15 protein-coding genes and 1 rRNA gene are annotated in these 18,070 nt (G+C 70.0%); 15 read left to right on the forward strand and 1 reads right to left on the reverse strand.

Annotated elements, in window-relative coordinates; translation table 11 throughout:
- A 5S ribosomal RNA gene (gene rrf / locus ACWCSU_RS05430) occupies positions 1-88 on the forward strand; the annotation flags it as partial.
- 126 nt (positions 89-214) lie between these two features.
- On the opposite strand, the gene ACWCSU_RS05435 is transcribed toward rrf, so the two are convergent.
- Positions 215-1,048, reverse strand: coding sequence for a dioxygenase family protein (locus ACWCSU_RS05435; protein ID WP_357698935.1), 834 nt, complete (start codon positions 1,046-1,048; stop codon positions 215-217).
- A gap of 155 nt (positions 1,049-1,203) precedes the next feature.
- Between ACWCSU_RS05435 and ACWCSU_RS05440 the strand changes: the two genes are divergently transcribed.
- From ACWCSU_RS05440 to rpmA, 14 genes are all read left to right on the forward strand, one after another.
- Positions 1,204-2,529 carry a bifunctional folylpolyglutamate synthase/dihydrofolate synthase gene (locus tag ACWCSU_RS05440; RefSeq protein ID WP_364091040.1) on the forward strand — a complete coding sequence of 442 codons (1,326 nt, stop codon included), beginning with the start codon at positions 1,204-1,206 and terminating at the stop codon, positions 2,527-2,529.
- Positions 2,526-2,867 carry a DUF4233 domain-containing protein gene (locus ACWCSU_RS05445; protein WP_449933750.1) on the forward strand — a complete coding sequence of 114 codons (342 nt, stop codon included), beginning with the start codon at positions 2,526-2,528 and terminating at the stop codon, positions 2,865-2,867. The genes ACWCSU_RS05440 and ACWCSU_RS05445 overlap by 4 nt, the downstream gene beginning before the upstream one ends.
- Before the next feature lie 77 nt (positions 2,868-2,944).
- A complete protein-coding gene (locus ACWCSU_RS05450; protein WP_449933752.1) occupies positions 2,945-4,450 on the forward strand; it encodes a hypothetical protein in 1,506 nt (501 codons plus the stop codon).
- Between the two features lie 227 nt (positions 4,451-4,677).
- Entirely contained in the window at positions 4,678-5,088 is a 411-nt protein-coding gene (gene ndk, locus ACWCSU_RS05455) for a nucleoside-diphosphate kinase (protein WP_357698928.1), read from the forward strand.
- Positions 5,089-5,359: 271 nt separating this feature from the next.
- Positions 5,360-6,391, forward strand: coding sequence for a rod shape-determining protein (locus ACWCSU_RS05460; RefSeq protein ID WP_352358052.1), 1,032 nt, complete (start codon positions 5,360-5,362; stop codon positions 6,389-6,391).
- A complete protein-coding gene (gene mreC / locus ACWCSU_RS05465; protein WP_357698926.1) occupies positions 6,391-7,269 on the forward strand; it encodes a rod shape-determining protein MreC in 879 nt (292 codons plus the stop codon). The genes ACWCSU_RS05460 and mreC overlap by 1 nt, the downstream gene beginning before the upstream one ends.
- Before the next feature lie 90 nt (positions 7,270-7,359).
- Positions 7,360-7,824 (forward strand): rod shape-determining protein MreD, encoded by a 465-nt coding sequence (gene mreD, locus ACWCSU_RS05470; protein ID WP_364091029.1) that lies wholly within the window; start codon positions 7,360-7,362, stop codon positions 7,822-7,824.
- Positions 7,821-9,869: a penicillin-binding protein 2 gene (mrdA, locus tag ACWCSU_RS05475; RefSeq protein WP_357698922.1), complete on the forward strand. Its 2,049-nt coding sequence runs from the start codon at positions 7,821-7,823 to the stop codon at positions 9,867-9,869. Before mreD ends, mrdA begins: the two co-directional genes overlap by 4 nt.
- Positions 9,866-11,029 (forward strand): rod shape-determining protein RodA, encoded by a 1,164-nt coding sequence (gene rodA, locus ACWCSU_RS05480; RefSeq protein WP_357698921.1) that lies wholly within the window; start codon positions 9,866-9,868, stop codon positions 11,027-11,029. The genes mrdA and rodA overlap by 4 nt, the downstream gene beginning before the upstream one ends.
- A gap of 80 nt (positions 11,030-11,109) precedes the next feature.
- Complete coding sequence (locus tag ACWCSU_RS05485) at positions 11,110-13,020, forward strand: TIGR03960 family B12-binding radical SAM protein (RefSeq protein ID WP_357698919.1); 1,911 nt, start codon at positions 11,110-11,112, stop codon at positions 13,018-13,020.
- Between the two features lie 152 nt (positions 13,021-13,172).
- Positions 13,173-13,925: a TIGR03936 family radical SAM-associated protein gene (locus ACWCSU_RS05490; protein WP_449933758.1), complete on the forward strand. Its 753-nt coding sequence runs from the start codon at positions 13,173-13,175 to the stop codon at positions 13,923-13,925.
- Positions 13,926-14,069: 144 nt separating this feature from the next.
- A complete protein-coding gene (locus ACWCSU_RS05495; RefSeq protein ID WP_449933760.1) occupies positions 14,070-17,198 on the forward strand; it encodes an Rne/Rng family ribonuclease in 3,129 nt (1,042 codons plus the stop codon).
- Positions 17,199-17,406: 208 nt separating this feature from the next.
- A complete protein-coding gene (gene rplU / locus ACWCSU_RS05500; protein ID WP_357698913.1) occupies positions 17,407-17,709 on the forward strand; it encodes a 50S ribosomal protein L21 in 303 nt (100 codons plus the stop codon).
- A 15-nt stretch (positions 17,710-17,724) separates the two neighbouring features.
- Positions 17,725-17,982: a 50S ribosomal protein L27 gene (gene rpmA / locus ACWCSU_RS05505; RefSeq protein ID WP_012893687.1), complete on the forward strand. Its 258-nt coding sequence runs from the start codon at positions 17,725-17,727 to the stop codon at positions 17,980-17,982.
- Positions 17,983-18,070: the final 88 nt, after the last annotated feature.

The following is an 18,070-nucleotide window of genomic DNA, read 5'->3' on the forward strand; positions in this document are numbered from 1 at the left end:
CGGTTACATTCCGAACCCGGAAGTTAAGCTTCTCTGCGCCGATGGTACTGCACTCGGGAGGGTGTGGGAGAGTAGGTCACCGCCGGACAATCTTTCAAAGAAGGCCCCACACGGTTGTGTGGGGCCTTCTTTGCGTTCTGTGGCATGGAAGCACGAACGAGGGCCACCCCCAGCAGCCGGGGTGGCCCTTTTTTGCGTTCGGGGACCAGTGGGGTCAGACGCGCTGCCACAGGGCCGGGACGTTGGACGGCTCCCAGCCGGCCTGTGACGTGTGCCCCTGCAGGCACCGGTACGTCTGCCCGCCGTACGTCACCTGGTCACCCGCCTGGTAGGTCACCCCAACCTTCCAGGTTCCGCCGCCCGGAGGCGGGCTCGTCGTGGGCGTGGGGGTAGGCGTCTGCGTGGGGGGCACGCCCTGGACGTTCAGCACGAAGTCGAACGTCGCCTCCTTCCCCGTGCCGACTGGACGGACGTTCATGAGGAGTCTCGGGTCGTAGATCGAGTCGGTGTTGTTGCGCGGCTCGCCGGGGAAGTAGAGCTGCGTGGTGAGGATCCCTCGGCCAGGAGCCTGCGCCTTGACGTGGATGTGCCTGGTACGACCGGGGTAGAGGCCGGGCACGATGGTGGTGAGCTTGTAGGCGCCCTGGGCGTTCGTGTACTGGTGCCCACGGAAGTTGTACGTGACGTTGTCGTAGTTGCCGTTGGTGTCCGCCTGCCAGAAGTCGAGCAGCACGTTCGCCAGCGGCTGACAGGAGGTGCCGAACACGTATCCGCTCACCGTCAGCGGGGTCCCCGAGCCGGGGAGGGTCGAGCGCTGGGGGGAGTTCGGCTTGAAGTAGGGGCCCTCGGTCTGCGAGATCGTCAGATCGTCGCCGTCGTCGCAGAACGGGGTGGGCTCAAGCTCCTGGCCGCTCCCGACCATGGTGCGGGCCAGGGCCGGCACCTCGCCGATCAGGAACGGGACCGGTGTCGCTATGAGAGCCGCTTTGAACAGCGCTTTTCTGGTGATTCCGCGCTGCCTTTCCTCGCGAGTGTTCTCGCCTTCCACGATGGCCTCCTTGAAAGCGCCTGCTGGGGGGTAGAGCAGGCTGTTCTCCAAGGTGGCACCCGCCGGGAGAGGTGAGTACCCTCCAATTTTCTATACGATTCACGATATGTTTGCCCCGCGTCCAGAGCGCTTCGCGTGGTCAGTAGGGTTGAGGGGTGGATTATCGTGCGGTTGAACGCGCCATCCTGGAGCGGGGCGTCGAGTGGGATTTCGAGCCGACGCTCGACAGGGTCGCCGCCCTCCTGGACCTGCTCGGCTCGCCTCAGCGGGCGTACCCGGTCATACACATCGCCGGCACCAACGGCAAGACGAGCACGGCGCGGCTGACCGAGGCGCTGCTGCGGGAGCGCAACCTGAGGGTGGGGCGGTTCACCAGCCCGCACCTCGTCACCGTGCGCGAGCGCATCACGGTCGACGGTGAGCCGCTGAGCGAGGAGCGCTTCGCCGAGGTCTACGAGGAGATCCTGCCCTACGTCGAGCTGGCCGACGCGCAGGGGCACCGGCGCATCCAGTTCTTCGAGCTGCTGACGGCCATGGCGTTCGCGGCGTTCGCCGACACGCCGGTCGACGTCGCGGTGATCGAGGCGGGCATGGGCGGGTCGTGGGACGCGACGAACGTCGCGGACGGGCTGGTGTCGGTCATCACGCCCATCTCCCTCGATCACATGGATCGTCTGGGGCCTGACATCCCGAGCATCGCCGGGGAAAAGGCCGGGATCATCAAGCCGGGTGCCACGACCGTGCTCGCTCAGCAGGAGCTGGGCGCGGCCGAGGTGCTGATGCGGCGTGCGGCCGAGGTCGGCGCGGTCGTGGCGCGCGAGGGGCTGGAGTTCGGCGTGCTCGGCCGGGAGATGGCGATGGGCGGGCAGCTGCTCACGCTGCGCGGGCTCAAGGGCGTCTACGACGAGGTCTACCTGCCGCTCTACGGCAGTTACCAGGCCAGCAACGCGGTCTGCGCGCTGGCCGCCGTCGAGGCGCTGACCGGCGGCGACGACCCGCTCGACGTCGATCTGGTACGCCAGGCGTTCGCTCAGGCGGCCTCGCCCGGCCGGTTGGAGGTCGTGCGGCGCACCCCCACGGTGGTGATCGACGCCGCGCACAACCCCGGCGGGCTGGAGGCGAGCCTGGAGGCGCTGCACGAGGCGTTCGACTTCGCCAAGGTGATCGGCGTGGTCGCGGTCATGCGTGACAAGGACGTCGAGACCCTGCTGGACCTGCTGGAGCCGATGGTCGACGAGATCGTGGTGACGACCAACTCATCGCCCAGGTCGTTGTCGGCGCAGGAGCTCGCCGCGCTGGCCGTGCCGCTGTTCGGTGAGGACCGCGTGCACGTCGTCGAGCGGCTCGACGAGGCCATCGACAGGGGCATCGGCATCGCCGATGCCGAAGGGGAGTTCAGCGGGACCGGGGTGCTCATCACCGGTTCGGTGGTTACGGCGGGAGATGCCCGGCATCTGCTGAAGGCGGATGGTGTGAGATGAATTTCGAGGTTACGCCGGGCATGCGCAGGCTCGGCGCGAGCGTGCTCGGCATGGAGGCCATTGTGGCCGGGCTCGTCACGCCGGTCGCGATCACCGTGGGCGGTGTCGCCCCCGCGCTCGCCGTCACCGTGAGCATCGGGCTCGCGGTGCTGTGCGTGGTCGCCGCGGGCCTGCTCAAACGGCCCTTCGGGTACGTCATGGGCAGTGTCGTCCAGGTGCTGGCGATCGCCACGGGCTTCGTCGTGTCCACCATGTTCTTCCTCGGCGCGATCTTCGCCGCACTGTGGATCACCGCGATTATCGTCGCTCGCCGTGTCGAGGGCGTGACTTCCCGCTAAAGTCGGCCTACATGGCCGTCCCCCCAAATCAACGGTCGCCGCATTCGGCTGGCCTCAGACGTTCATGGCTGCTCGACGTGGTGCTCGGGCTGCTCGTCCTCGTGGCGCTGCCGTTGGCGATCGTCGCGATCCCCAACACGTTGTCCGTGGTCGCCGACCTGCTGCCGGGTGAGTTCGACCAGATCGGGCTGAGTCGTACGCACGGGCTGGCGCTGCCCGCCCTGATGCTGACCGTGCCGCTCGCGGCCGTCGCGTTACGGCGGATGAAGGTGGCCCACGTGCTGGTCGCGGGGCTCGCGCTGGTGGCGGTGGCCGACGCGGCGGGCGGATACGCGGCTTCCGAACTGGTCGTCGGTGTCGTACGCGTGCTGCGCGGCATGGGTGGCGGCCTGATCGTCCCGGCCACGCTGGTGGCGGTCTGGGACCGTACACCCGCGTTGCGGGGTCTGTGGGCCGGGGTGTTCGGCGTCAGCCTGCTGGAGGCTCAGGCGTTCGCGCTCTGGCCTCTGGTCGACGTGACGAGCTGGAAGGTCACGTTGCAGCCCTACCCGATGGCCACCGGGGTCGGGCTGGCGCTGGCGGCGGCGTACCTGGTGGTCTGGAGGCTCGCCGGGCGATGGCCCGCGCCCGCGCCGGACGCCCGGGAGTGCAGCCGGCTGCTGCTCGCGGCGGTGCCCGCGGCGGGCATCGCGGTCGTGGCGATCAGCACGGCGAGCGCGGGGTGGGGGGTCGTCCCGGTGATCCTGCTGGCCGGGCTGGCGATCGCCGGGCTGCTGGCGCTCGGCTCGATCGGGCGGTCGGAGAACCGCACGTACGCGTACACGATGGTGGCTGTCGGGGTGGTGCTGCTGCCGAGCACGGCGCAGGTCACGCTGGTGGAGATGGGCGGTCTGGGCGGGCCGGGGCTGCGCGGGCTGTGGACGCCGTTCGGCGTGGCGGCGGTGCTCGCGGTCGTCGCCGGGGTGGGCGTGCGGATGTTCGCCAAGGGCGTGGGCCGGTTCGCGGCGCCGCTCGGGCTGTTGGCGATGGTGGTCGGCCTGTGCTCGGTGCGGCTGGTCGTGCCGTCGGCCGACGGGCTCGTGCTGGCGGTGCCGTTCACGCTGCTGGCGGTGGGGGCGACGGTCGCGGTGACGGCCACGCTCGGCGAGGTCGGGATCGGGGCGGCCGCGTTCGGGTTGTCGTTGTGCTTCGCGGGGGTGCTCGCGGGCTACCTGCTGGGCACCGGCGTGCAGATGTGGATGCTGGAGGGCGTCGGGTCGCGCCAGGAACTGGTCGACAGCTTCGTGGGCGCGTTGCACTGGTGGGCGTTGATCGGCGGGTTCCTGCTGGTGGGCGTCATCGTGCTGGCGGCGGTGATGGGACGGCGGCCGTCCAGGGAGGAGGAACCGCCGTCCGGCGGCGAACTGGCAGAGGTCGCGGTCGGGGCCGGCCGGGGCAGCGAGGCGGCGGCGGAGGAGCCGGTCAGGACGTGGGGATCGGTCGCTCCCGAAGGTTCTCCCGCCCCTGAGGAGGACGAGCCGGGCGAGCCCGTTCCCGCGGTGCCGCCGCAGTCACCCTCGCCGGAGGACGGCGAGCGGTCCTGAGGGCCTGGCGTGCGCGTGTCAGGTCGCCTGCCTCGCACCTGTGGTGGCCGGGCGGTCCTGACACTCCTCGCCCGCGCGCGTCGTGCCTGTGGCGTCGAGGGTGGGGGCGTGGACGGTAAGCTGAGCGACGGCTATGGCGACGCGAGGGCCCGTGCCCCGCGAGCGCCCTCGTGGTCAGGCCAGGCGCCTGTAGCCGCGACCCGAATCTGTTCAAAGGAGAACCACACGTGTCCGAGCGCACTCTTGTCCTGATCAAGCCCGACGGGGTGAAGCGTGGCCTCATCGGTGACGTGATCGCCCGCGTGGAGCGCAAGGGCCTCAAGGTCGTGGCGATGGACCTGCGCACCCTCGACGCCGACACCGCCAAGACGCACTACGCCGAGCACGCCGAGAGGCCGTTCTTCGGCGAGCTGGTCGACTTCATCACGTCGGCGCCGCTCGTGGCCATGGTCCTTGAGGGCCCGCGCGCCATCGAGGCCTTCCGCACGCTCGCCGGCGCCACCGACCCGGTCAAGTCCGCCCCCGGCACGATCCGCGGCGACCACGCCCTGGAGATCGGCGAGAACGTCGTCCACGGCTCCGACTCGCCCGAGTCCGCGGCCAGGGAGATCAAGATCTTCTTCCCCGACCGCTTCTAGCAGTCAGCTTCACCCACGCGCCCGCCGGCTTCACGCCGTGCGGGCGCGTCGTTTTGTCGGCGGCACGTTGTAGCGTTCCAAGTCTGGCAGGCGCTGACGTAGTTGATCCGGTCGTGTGGGTGCAATTCGGGCAAAATCCAGGTTGAGGTAGGGGCTGGAGATTTTTGTGGAGCGCGAGGGCTCATTGCGCTCACTGGTGGGTACGTCACGTTACGATTCGAATTCGATCCGTAGTCATTCGCGAACGACGATACGGAGGGCTCCGTTCCCCATGGGCAGCAAGCTCGCGTTTCTCGGCCGTGACATGGCGGTCGATCTGGGCACCGCCAACACGTTGGTATACGTGCGTGGCCGGGGCATCGTGCTCAATGAGCCGTCAGTCGTAGCGATCAACACCACCACAGGCAAGATCGTGGCGGTGGGCATCGAGGCCAAGCGAATGATCGGTCGTACGCCCGGCAACATCGTCGCGGTCCGCCCGCTGAAGGACGGCGTGATCGCCGACTTCGACGTCACCGAACGGATGTTGCGCTACTTCATCCAACGAGTGCACAGACGACGCCATTTCGCCAAGCCACGCATCATCATCGCCGTGCCGAGCGGCATCACCAGCGTCGAGCAGCGCGCGGTGAAGGAAGCCGGCTACCAGGCAGGCGCAAGGAAGGTCTACATCGTCGAGGAGCCGATGGCCGCCGCCATCGGGGCCGGGCTCCCGGTGCACGAACCCACCGGGAACATGGTGGTCGACATCGGCGGCGGCACCACCGAGGTGGCCATCATCTCGATGGGCGGCGTGGTCACCAGCCAGTCGATCAGGATCGGCGGCGACGAGCTCGACCAGGCAGTGATCACGTTCGCCAAGAAGGAGTTCTCGCTGATGCTCGGCGAGCGCACCGCCGAGGAGATCAAGATGGCGATCGGCTCGGCCTGCCCCAACGGTGAGGAGTCCCACGCCGAGGTGCGCGGGCGCGATCTGATCAGCGGGCTGCCCAAGACGATCATCGTGTCGAGCGAGGAGATCCGCAAGGCCACCGAGGAGCCGGTCAACGCGATCGTCGACGCGGTGAAGACCACCCTCGACAAGTGCCCGCCCGAGCTGTCGGGCGACATCATGGACCGCGGGATCGCCCTGACCGGCGGCGGCGCCCTGCTCAAGGGCCTCGACGAGCGGGTCAAGGCCGAGACCGGCATGCCCGTCCACCTGGTGGAGAACGCCCTCGACTCGGTCGCCATCGGGTCGGGCAAGTGCGCGGAGGAGTTCGAGGCCCTGCAGCAGGTCCTGGTTCCGGAGTCGCGGCACTGATGAGAGACTCGCGCCGGGCCCGGCTGATCCTGGGAGTGCTGCTGATGGCGGCGCTGGTCGTCCTGACCATCGACCATCGTGCGGGCGACAGCTCACCGCTGCGCCCGCTGCGCTCGGCGGGATCCTGGGTGTTCGGCGCGGCGGAGCGGTTCGGCGGGGGCGTGGTGCGTCCCGTCGGCGGCTTCCTGCACGCCCTGGCCAGCGCGCCCAGCGCGCAGCGGCACATCGAGCAGCTCCAGGCGGAGAACGCCAGGCTGCGTGCCGGTCTGTCCTCCAGCACGCTCGACGCCACCCGGTCGGCGGAGCTCAAGAAGCTGCTCGGCCTTTCGGGCACCGGCGGCTACAAGGTGGTCACGGCCAACGTGGTGGCCAGGCGCGGGCAGCCGGGCTTCGAGGACAGCGTGCAGATCGACGTGGGCACGGGCGACGGGGTGCGTACCGACATGACGGTGCTCAACGGTGACGGGCTGGTCGGCCGGGTCATCCAGGCCTCGGCCACCACCTCGACCGTGGTGCTGCTCAGCGACCCCGCCTCGGCCGCCGGGGGGCGGTTGGAGGGCGGGCAGGAGATCGGCGTGGTGCACGGCGTGGGCGAGAACGGGCGGCTCGTGCAGTTCAGGCTGCTCGACTCGACGGCGCCGATGGAGCGGGGCGGCCGCATCGTCAGCTTCGGCTCCAAGAACGGGCGGCCGTACGTGCCGGGGGTGCCGATCGGGGTGATCGAACGCGTCGAGTCCACGCCCGGGGAGCTGACCCGGATCGCCTACGCCAGGCCGTTCGCCGACCTGACGGCGCTCGACGTGGTCGGGGTGGTCGTAGAAGGGCCCAAGCGGGACCCGCGTGACGCGGTGCTGCCGGCCAAGGAGGGCGCGCGGTGACCGGCGACGGCACGGCCTCCGACGGGGCCGCCGCTGATGTGGTGATCGGGGGATGAGTGGCGTGCTGCTTTCGGCGGGGACGGAGGCGCGGTGATCGGGGCGATGGTCGTGGTGCTGGCGGTGCTGGCGCAGGTCATGCTGGTCAACCGGCTGCCGTTGCCGGCGGGCGGCGCGCCTGATCTGGTGCTGCTGGCGGTGGTGGGCGTGGCGCTGGACCGCGGGCCGGTGGCGGGGGCGATGGTCGGATTCTTCTCGGGGCTGCTGGTGGACCTCATGCCGCCGACGGCGCATCTGATGGGCCAGTACGCGTTCGTGCTGGCGGTGGTGGGTTACGTGGCGGGGCGCGGCGCGGGCGGGCCGGCGACGACCGTCGTGCTGTGCGTGCTGATCGCGCCTCTGGTGGCCGTCGGGGTGGCCGGGCTGATCTCCGATCCGCGGGTGTCGCTGTCGACCTTGACCCAGCAGGTGCCCGTCACCGTTCTCTACACGCTCATCGTGGCGCCGGTGGTGATCTGGCTGGCCACCCGGGGGAGACAGCCGAGGTATTCGACATGATCCGCATGCGTGCCAGATTGCTGGTGCTGCACGTCCTGGTGGTGGTGCTGCTCGTCGTGCTGGCCGTACGGCTGTGGCAGGTGCAGGTGGTGCGCGGCCAGGAGTTCGTGACCAGGGCGATGGAGACCAGGACGCGCACGGTGATCGTGCCCGCGGTGCGGGGGCAGATCCTCGACTCCTCGGGGCGTCCGCTGGTGCGCAACAGGACGGCGCTGGTCGTGTCCGTGGACAGGACGAAGCTGAACAGGATGCCGGGCGGGGGGATGAGCGTGCTGCGCAGGCTCTCCGCGGTGCTCGACCGGCCGGTCAAGGACCTGCGGCAGCGCATCACGCCGTGCGGTCCGGGGGTGGGCAAGCCGTGCTGGACGGGGTCGCCGTACCAGCCGGTTCCGCTGGACGAGAAGGTGGACACGCGCGAGGCGTTGCAGATCCTGGAGCGGCAGGAGGAGTTCCCCGGGGTCACCGCCGAGATCCATTCCGTCCGGCAGTACCCGGGGGGCCGGGCCGGGGCGCAGATGCTGGGTTACCTGCAGCCGGTGACCGAGGCGGAGCTGGAGAAGCGCGAAGGGCTCAAGGCCAGTTTCTCCGGCGTCGACCTGGCGGGGCGCGACGGCATCGAGTACGTCTACGACGACGCGCTGCGCGGCAAGTCAGGGCTGCGCAGGGTGCAGGTCGACCGGATGGGCAAGGCCCTCGGGGTCGAGGAGCAGGTGCAGCCGGTCGCCGGAGACCATCTGGTGACCAGCATCGACGCGCGGGTGCAGGCGGTGACGGAGAAGGCGCTCGCGCACGCGATGCAGAGCGCGCCGGGGGCGGACGGCGGCGCCGCGGTGGTCCTGGACGCGCGTTCCGGGCGGGTCGTGTCGGTGGCCAGCGCACCGGGGTACGACCCGGAGATCTGGGCCGGGGGCATCTCGGCCAAGGGATACCAATGGCTGCTGTCGGACAAGTCGGGCAAGCCGCTGGTCTCGCGGGCGATCAACGGGCAGTTCGCGCCCGGTTCGACGTTCAAGGTGTCGTCGGTGTCGGCGATGTTGCGGGCCGGGTATCCGATCAACGGCACGTACGACTGCCCTGGGGCGTACATGGTGGGCGACCGGTCCTTCAGCAACTTCCGGGGGATCGGCCTCGGGCAGATGAACCTGCACACGGCGCTGGTCAAGTCGTGCGACACGATCTTCTACCGGGCGGCGTACGAGCAGTACCTGAAGGACGGCGGGCGCAACCCGAAGAAGCGTACGAAGGAAGTGTTCGCCAACACCGCCAGGGCTTTCGGGTTCGGCCATGCGACCGGGGTCGACCTGCCGGGCGAGTCCTCCGGGCGCATCCCCGACCGGGCCTGGAAGAAGGACATGTGGAACCGGACCAGCGCGACGAGCTGCGAGCGGTCACGCAAGGGGTATCCGGAGGAGAAGGACCGGGCGCGGGCCGACTTCCTCAAACGCCTGGCGCTGGAGAACTGCACCGAGGGTTTCCTGCTGCGTCCCGGTGACTCGGCCAACTTCGCCATCGGGCAGGGCGACGTCCTGGTGACGCCGATGCAGCTCGCGCGGGCCTACATGGCGCTGGTGAGCGACGGCAAGGTCCGCAGCCCGCGCATCGGGTGGGCGCAGGTGCGGCCGGACGGCAAGGTGGTCAAGACCATCGACGTGCCGGTGGTCGGCAAACTGCCGATCAGCGACAAGGAACGCCTCTACATCAAGAACGCGCTGAGCCAGGTGCCCTCCGACGGCACCGCGGCAGGGGCGTTCACCGGCTTCCCCATGGACAAGGTGCGCATCGGCGGCAAGACCGGTACCGCGGAGGTGTGGGGCAAGAAGGACACCTCGTGGTTCGCGTCGTTCGCGCCCACCAACAATCCGCAGTTCGTGGTGGTCGTCATGGTGTCGCAGGGCGGCATGGGCGCCTCGACCGCGGCGCCGGCCGCACGTGAGATCTACGAGGGCATCTACGGCTTCAAGGGCGAGCCTGCCGCGGTGCCCGGGGGCAGGCTGCCGACCAAGCTGCCGAAGTTCGCGCCGGACGGGACGGTGATCCACCAATGACGCGCGCCATGGCGCAGCGGCGGCCCTCGCTCATCCAGCGGGCGATCGGCGAGCACTCGGTGGTGCGGCGCATGGACGGGCTGATGCTCGTCGCCGTGGCCGGTCTGTGCCTGATCGGCACCCTGCTGGTGTGGTCCTCGACCCGCACGTGGGCGCCCGGGGCCACCGGGCTGGTGAAGAAACACCTGCTCAACGAGGTCATCGGCGTGACACTGTGCGCCGTGGTGGCGATGGTGGACCATCGGGCGATGCGGGCGTACGCGCCGTTGGTGTTCCTGGTGTCGCTGGTGGGCCTGGCGCTGGTGATCACGCCGCTGGGGGCGACGATCAACGGGTCGCACTCGTGGATCCTGCTCGGGGGCGGGTTCGCGGTGCAGCCGTCGGAGTTCGCCAAGGTCGGGCTGCTGCTGATCATCGCGATGCTGCTGGCCCAGCCCGCCGAGGGCAGCGACCGGCCGCGCGGCCTGGACATCACGCTGGCCCTGATCGCGGCGGGCATCACGATGGGGCTGGTGATGCTGCAGCCCGACCTCGGCACCGCGCTCGTGCTCGCCGTGATCACGGCGGCGGGGCTGGTGATCGGGGGCGTGCGCAAGCGGTGGATCGTGGCGCTGGTGCTCGTGGCGGCGGCCGGGGTGTTCAGCGTGTTCTACTTCAACCTGCTGGAGCCGTACCAGGTGGCGCGGTTCACCGCGTTCGTCGATCCGAAGGTGGATCCGCGCGGGGTGGGCTACAACAGCACGCAGTCGCTGATCGCGATCGGCTCGGGGCAGCTGCTGGGCAAGGGGCTCTTCGGCGGCGGGCAGACGACCGGCCGGTTCGTGCCCGAGCAGCACACCGACTTCATCTTCACGGTGGCGGGGGAGGAGTTCGGGTTCATCGGGTCGGTCACCGTGGTGCTGCTGCTCGGCGTGGTGCTGCTGCGCGGGCTGAAGGTCGCCCGGCACTGCGACGACCGGTTCGGCACGCTGGTCGCGGGCATGATCGTGTGCTGGTTCGCGTTCCAGACGTTCATCAATGTCGGGATGACGATCGGGATCATGCCGATCACCGGACTGCCGCTGCCCTTCGTGTCGTACGGCGGCACCGCCACGTTCGCGAATCTCATGGCGGTCGGGCTGCTTCTGGCCATCAGGGTGCGGCGGCAGTCGTTCAGCTAGAAGAAGGCGCGGGCGGTCCGACCGGCGCGTTGGTGTCCGGCCGGACCTGTCACCGTCTGCGCGCCGCTACCCTGGAAGGTATGCCTGTCGAGTCGATATTCCACCGCCTGGAAGCGCTGCTGCCCAAGGTGCAGAAGCCCATCCAGTACGTCGGGGGTGAGCTCAACTCGACCGTCAAGGACTGGGACTCCGCCGACGTACGGTGGGCGCTGATGTACCCGGACGCCTACGAGGTCGGGCTGCCCAACCAGGGCGTGGCGATTCTCTACGAGATCCTCAACGAGCTGCCCCGCACCCTGGCCGAGCGCACCTACGCGGTCTGGCCGGACCTTGAGGCGCTCATGCGGGCCGAGGGCGTGCCGCAGTTCACCGTCGACGCGCACCGGCCGGTGCGCGCCTTCGACGTGCTCGGCCTGTCGTTCTCGACCGAGCTGGGCTACACCAACATGCTGACCGCGCTCGATCTCGCCGGGATCCCGCTCAGGGCCGTCGACCGGGGTGAGGACGACCCGATCGTGCTCGCCGGCGGTCACGCGGCCTTCAACCCCGAGCCGATCGCCGACTTCCTCGACGCGGCCGTGCTCGGCGACGGCGAGCAGATCTCGATCGCCATCTCCGAGGTCATCCGTGAGTGGAAGGCCGAGGGGCGTCCCGGCGGGCGCGACGAGCTGCTGATGCGGCTCGCCGAGTCCGGCGGCGTCTACGTGCCGAAGTTCTACGACGTCGACTACCACCCCGACGGGCGCATCAAGCGGGTCGCGCCCAACAGGTCCGAGGTGCCGTGGCGGGTGCACAAGCACACGGTGATGGACCTCGACGAGTGGCCCTATCCGAAGAAGCCGCTGGTGCCGCTGGCCGAGACGGTGCACGAGCGGTTCAGCGTGGAGATCTTCCGCGGCTGCACGCGCGGGTGCCGCTTCTGCCAGGCGGGCATGATCACCCGTCCGGTGCGGGAGCGGTCGATCACCACGATCGGCGCCATGGTGGACAACGGCATCAAGGAGTCCGGCTTCAACGAGGTCGGCCTGCTGTCGCTGTCCTCGGCCGACCACTCCGAGATCGGCGAGGTCGCCAAGGGCCTGGCCGACCGCTACGAAGGCACCAACACCTCGCTGTCCCTGCCCTCGACCAGGGTCGACGCGTTCAACATCGACCTGGCCAACGAGTTCTCCAGGAACGGCAGGCGCTCGGGTCTCACGTTCGCCCCCGAGGGCGGCTCCGAGCGCATGCGCAAGGTGATCAACAAGATGGTCACCGAGGAAGACCTCATCCGCACGGTCACCACCGCCTACTCGCAGGGCTGGCGGCAGGTGAAGCTCTACTTCATGTGCGGCCTGCCCACCGAGCAGGACGAAGACGTGCTCGGCATCGCCGACCTGGCCAAGAAGGTCATCCAGGCGGGTCGCGAGGCCACCGGCAGCCGTGACATCCGCTGCACCGTCTCCATCGGTGGGTTCGTGCCCAAGCCGCACACCCCGTTCCAGTGGGCCGGGCAGGCCGACCACGAGACCGTCGACAGGCGGCTCAAGGCGCTGCGCGACTCGCTGCGCGGCGACAAGCAGTACGGCCGGGCCATCGGCTTCCGCTACCACGACGGCAAACCGTCCATCGTGGAGGGCCTGCTCTCGCGGGGCGACCGCAGGGTCGGCGCGGTGATCAGGGCCGTCTGGGAGGACGGCGGCCGGTTCGACGGCTGGAGCGAGCACTTCTCCTACGACAGGTGGATGCAGGCCGCCGAGAAGGCGGGCGTCGACGTCGACTGGTACACCACCCGCGAGCGGGCCGAGAACGAGGTGCTTCCGTGGGACCACCTCGACGCCGGGCTCGACCGCGAATGGCTGTGGCAGGACTGGCAGGAGGCCGTGTCCGGCGGTGAGGTCGAAGACTGCCGCTGGACCCCGTGTTACGACTGCGGGGTCTGTCCCACCATGGGCACCGAGATCCAGATAGGCCCGACAGGGCGCAAGCTCCTTCCTCTCACCGTGGTCTAGCGCGCTCAGTGGGCGAGCCGTGTCACGGCGTACACGGACACGTGTCGCGGCGGCTTATCCTGGGAGAAGGAACTCTTACAAGGGAAGGACGCAAAGCTCTGAAACCTGTTCCCGACGGGCCTCCGCCCGCGCCTACGGTGCAGCGCCTTCGTGTGCGTTACGCCAAGCGCGGCCGCCTGCGCTTCACCAGTCACCGCGACATCTCGCGGGCCGTCGAGAGGGCGGTCCGTCGTGCCGGTATTCCGGTGGCCTACAGCGCGGGCTTCTCGCCCCACCCGAAGATCTCCTACGCGGGCGCAGCGCCGACCGGCGTCGCCAGCGAGGCCGAATACCTCGAGATCGGTGTCACCACGTTGTGTGACCCCGGGCAGGTCAAGTCCAGCCTGGACGCGTCGCTGCCGCCCGGTCTCGATGTGGTCGACGTCGTGGAGGCGGGCCCAGGGGGGCTGGCCGACCGACTGGAGGTCTCCGACTGGGAGGTACGCCTGCCCGGCGCCGATCGCGAGCTCGCCCAAGTGGCGGTGGAGAAATTCCTCGCGGCGGGCACCGTGGAGGTCGAGCGCCTCACCAAGAAGGGTCCCCGGCGCTTCGACGCGCGGGAGGCCGTCCTGGGGCTCGTGGTGTCCGAGGGAACAGACAGAACTGCAGCTCAGGTGCCAGGACAGACGTGTGTCATACTGCGCATGGTTGTTCGGCACATGACGCCTGCCGTTCGACCCGATGATGTGCTCACAGGGCTGCGCCTTGTGGCCGACTTCGCGCCGCCGGTCCCCCCCGAGGTGACCAGGCTGGCGCAGGGGCCGCTCGACGCCGGTACCGGTGAGCTTGCCGACCCGCTCGGCCCTGACCGCGAGACGACGCGCGGCGGCGAGGCGGGACCGGCGGGTGAGCACGTCGTCGGCTAAGGAGGTGCCCTGCGTGAGCGGGGCGCCACCGCTGACAGGACTTGGCGCCCGCGCCTCCTTCCCGGAGGCGGGGGCGGACAACGAGACACGATGGCTCCTGCGCGGCGCGGCGACGCGCCCGGGAGCTGACGGGAGAGCGCCCGCATGCTCGACAATGAGCCCAACGCCGGGGCCACTGGCCCTGACGGGGAGACAACTGAACAGCCCAAGGTGACCAGGCGCCGCCGCTCCGCGAGCCGCCCGGCGGGTCCCCCGCCGGAGCTGCCGGAGGAGCCGGCCGCCGCCGCCCCGATCACGGTCGCGGCCGCACAGGCCGCGCCGTCGGTTGCCGACGTGCAACCGGTGCAGACCAACGCCGTGCAGCGCGCGGCCGGTGAGCCCGCCCCCGACGCGGGGCGCGGCAGGAGAACCCGGGCCCGCGCGGCGGCGCCCGCAGCCGAGGCCGGAGCCGCCCAGGGCGTTCAGGCAGAGCCCGGCGCGCCCGAGGGCGCCGCGGCTGGAGCCGGTGCCCTTGCGGCCGGTACGCCCGAAGGTGTCGCGTCCGGAGCCGTCGTGCCTGAGGGGCCGGCTCCGCAGCAGGCCGAGAGCCCTGCCGCGTCGCAGGCCGGCACGTCGGCCGAGCCCGTCGTGGCGCCCGTCGTCGACCGGCGGGAAGCCGCCGAGCGGACGGCCGGCGCGGCCGAGCCGGTCGTGGCGCCCGTGCTGCAGAGCCCGGAGGCCGAGAGCCTGGCGTACGCGGGCGGTCCGGCCGAAGCCGGCGAGGTGGCCAGTGCGGTCGAGGCGGCCGTTGCTGACGCCGTGGTCGACGCCGCCGACATGCCCGAGGAGAAGCCCAAGAGGGCCACGCGCACGCGGTCCACCGCGACCACGACGCGCCGCCGTACGACGAAGAAGGCCGAGCCGGAGGTCGCGGGAGCGCTCCCGGAGGAGGAGGCCGAGGCGCCGAAGCGGCGGCGTACGCGGAAGAAGGCCGAAGAGGTCGTCGTGGAGGCTCCGGCGGGCGCCGACGTCGAGGTCGTCGCGACGCCCTCCGACGTCGAGGTGGCCGTCACCGTGCCCGAGGCCGCCGAGGCGGCCGACGAGGACATCCTGGAGATCCTGCCCGAGGACGAGCCGCTCGACGACGAGCCCGCCGGTGAGGACCTCGACGAGGAGGTCGACCGGCCGAGCCTGCTCGCCGACCCCTTCGGGCTGAGCGCGCGCAGGACGGACGAGCCGGGCACGGCGTTCCAGCGTCCCGCGGCCATCTTCGCGCCGCTGTTCCAGGCCCCCGACCCCACCCAGGGCAAGCCCGCGGTGATCCGGCGGCCCGAGCCCGAGCCGGAGCCCGAGGAGGTCGAGGAGCTCGTCGACGAGACCCTCGTCGAGGACGAGGGCGAGATCGACACCTCCGACGAGCAGGAGGAGGAGGGCGGCGGTCGCCGTCGCCGCCGCCGCCGCGGAGGCAGGGGCCGCGGCAAGTCGCGCGAGCGTGACGAGGGCGAGGAAGGCGAGGAAGGCGACGAGGAGGCCGACGAGGACCAGGGCGAGGAGGGCCAGGAGGAAGAGGCCGCCGGCTCTCGCCGTCGTCGCCGTCGTCGCCGCCGCGGCACCGAGGAGACCCTGGAGCCCTCCAGCGACGACCCGCCGAACACGGTGGTGCGCATCCGCGCGCCGCGTTCCGGCCGCGCCGCCTCCCTGGTGACCGCCACCGACGGCGTGCAGAGCGTGCGCGGCTCGACCCGCCTGGAGGCCAAGAAGCAGCGCCGCCGCGAGGGGCGCGAGCTCGGCCGCAGGCGTCCGCCGATCATCACGGAGTCGGAGTTCCTGGCTCGCCGCGAGTCCGTCGACCGCATGATGGTGGTGCGCCGCCACGGCGACCGTACGCAGATCGCGGTCCTCGAGGACGGCGTGCTCGTCGAGCACTACGTCAACCGCGAGGCCAGCCAGTCCTACGTCGGCAACGTCTACCTGGGCAAGGTCCAGAACGTGCTGCCGTCGATGGAGGCCGCGTTCGTGGACATCGGCAAGGGGCGCAACGCCGTCCTGTACGCCGGTGAGGTGAACTTCGACACCGCCGGGCTGGAGGGACAGCCCAAGCGGATCGAGGCGGCGCTGAAGTCCGGCCAGTCGGTGCTGGTGCAGGTCACCAAGGACCCGATCGGCCACAAGGGCGCCCGGCTCACCTCGCAGATCAGCCTGCCCGGCCGTTACCTGGTGTACGTGCCGGACGGGTCGATGACCGGCATCAGCCGCAAGCTGCCCGACAAGGAACGCACCCGGCTCAAGAGCATCCTCAAGAAGGTCATGCCGGAGAACGCCGGTGTGATCGTCCGTACCGCGGCCGAGGGCGCCTCCGAGGACGAGCTGGCCCGCGACGTGGCCCGGCTGTCGGCCCAGTGGGAGAACATCCAGAAGAAGGCCAAGTCGGCCAGCCCGCCCGAGCTGCTGTCGGCCGAGCCCGACCTGACCATCCGGGTCGTGCGCGACGTGTTCAACGAGGACTTCACCTCGCTGGTCGTGCAGGGCGAGGACGCCTGGGACACCGTCGACGAGTACGTCAAGTACGTCGCGCCGCACCTGGCCGAGCGCCTGTCGCGCTGGGACACCGGGCAGGGCGACGTGTTCGAGTCGTACCGGATCGACGAGCAGCTGGGCAAGGCGCTGGAGCGCAAGGTGTGGCTGCCGAGCGGCGGCTCGCTGGTGATCGACCGTACCGAGGCGATGACCGTCGTCGACGTCAACACCGGCAAGTTCACCGGCCAGGGCGGCAACCTCGAGGAGACCGTCACCAGGAACAACCTGGAGGCGGCCGAGGAGATCGTGCGCCAGCTGCGGCTGCGGGACATCGGCGGCATCATCGTGATCGACTTCATCGACATGGTGCTGGAGTCCAACCGCGACCTGGTGCTGCGGCGGCTGCTGGAGTGCCTGGCGCGCGACAGGACCAAGCACCAGGTCGCCGAGGTGACTTCCCTGGGCCTGGTGCAGATGACGCGTAAGCGGGTCGGCCAGGGGCTGCTGGAGGCGTTCTCGACGCCTTGTGAGTGCTGCAACGGGCGTGGGCTGATCGTCTCGACCGAGCCGGTCGAGGCCAAGCCCGAGCCGCGTGGTACGCAGGGCAAGATGGCGATCGAGAAGGCGGTCTCGGACAAGGTTTCCGCGGCCAAGGACTCCGCCAGCCGTGATACCGTGACCGGTGCGCTTGATGACGTCCCGGCTGAGGACGACCAGGCCAGCCAGACTTCCGGCAGAGGGCGGCGACGCTCCCGCCGAGCCAAGTCCGCCGAGTAGCTTCGGCAGGCTTCCGACGATCCGTCCGGTTCGCCTAGGGCACCGTAAAGCGGTACCCTGGTGAATCGGTGCGTCAGGTGACGTGCCCTGTTGGCGCGCTTACTCGGTTCGTCGGTTTGAGACAGGCCGAATGATAGGCGCAGCATTCGGCGGCCGCCTCGATGCGGGGCGGCTGAGGTCAACAGCGAGTCAGTAGAAGGGTTCCGCGGTGTACGCGATCGTTCGTTGCGGCGGCAGGCAGCAGAAGGTCTCCGTCGGTGACGTCCTCGAGGTGGACAAGGTCGCCGGCGAGGTCGGCTCTTCGGTTACGCTGCCGACGGTGCTCGTCGTCAACGACGGCGATGTGACCACCGAGGCGGGCAAGTTCACGGTCAACGCCGAGATCCTCGGTGAGACCAAGGGCCCGAAGATCCGCATTCTCAAGTACAAGAACAAGACCGGTTACAAGAAGCGCCAGGGTCACCGTCAGCGGTACACCCAGGTGAAGATCACCGGTATCGACCAGGCCTGATCGGGAGTTTGAGAGATGGCACACAAGAAGGGCGCGTCGTCCACCCGGAACGGCCGTGACTCCAATGCTCAGCGCCTGGGCGTCAAGCGCTTCGGCGGCCAGCTGGTGAACGCGGGCGAGATCATCGTTCGCCAGCGCGGCACCCACTTCCACCCCGGCGACAACGTCGGCCGCGGTGGCGATGACACGCTGTTCGCGCTGGCCGCCGGCCACGTGCAGTTCGGCGTCAAGCGCGGTCGTCGCGCCGTCAGCATCGTTCCCGTCGCGGAGTAATCAGCTTCGCTTCGGTGTTGCTTCAAGGGGTGGATCGCCTGTCGATCCACCCCTTAGGCGTTTTCTGGGGCCCTGCGGGGGCGCCCGG

It is taken from the genome of Nonomuraea sp. NPDC001699 (genome assembly GCF_053596455.1).

Coding starts and splice junctions, on each gene's coding strand:
- rodA (WP_357698921.1), top strand. CDS start 9,866: ATGACGCGCGCCATGGCGCAGCGGCGGCCCTCGCTCATCCAGCGGGCG.
- rpmA (WP_012893687.1), top strand. CDS start 17,725: ATGGCACACAAGAAGGGCGCGTCGTCCACCCGGAACGGCCGTGACTCC.
- ACWCSU_RS05485 (WP_357698919.1), top strand. CDS start 11,110: ATGCCTGTCGAGTCGATATTCCACCGCCTGGAAGCGCTGCTGCCCAAG.
- mrdA (WP_357698922.1), top strand. CDS start 7,821: ATGATCCGCATGCGTGCCAGATTGCTGGTGCTGCACGTCCTGGTGGTG.
- ACWCSU_RS05495 (WP_449933760.1), top strand. CDS start 14,070: ATGCTCGACAATGAGCCCAACGCCGGGGCCACTGGCCCTGACGGGGAG.
- ACWCSU_RS05460 (WP_352358052.1), top strand. CDS start 5,360: ATGGGCAGCAAGCTCGCGTTTCTCGGCCGTGACATGGCGGTCGATCTG.
- mreC (WP_357698926.1), top strand. CDS start 6,391: ATGAGAGACTCGCGCCGGGCCCGGCTGATCCTGGGAGTGCTGCTGATG.
- ACWCSU_RS05445 (WP_449933750.1), top strand. CDS start 2,526: ATGAATTTCGAGGTTACGCCGGGCATGCGCAGGCTCGGCGCGAGCGTG.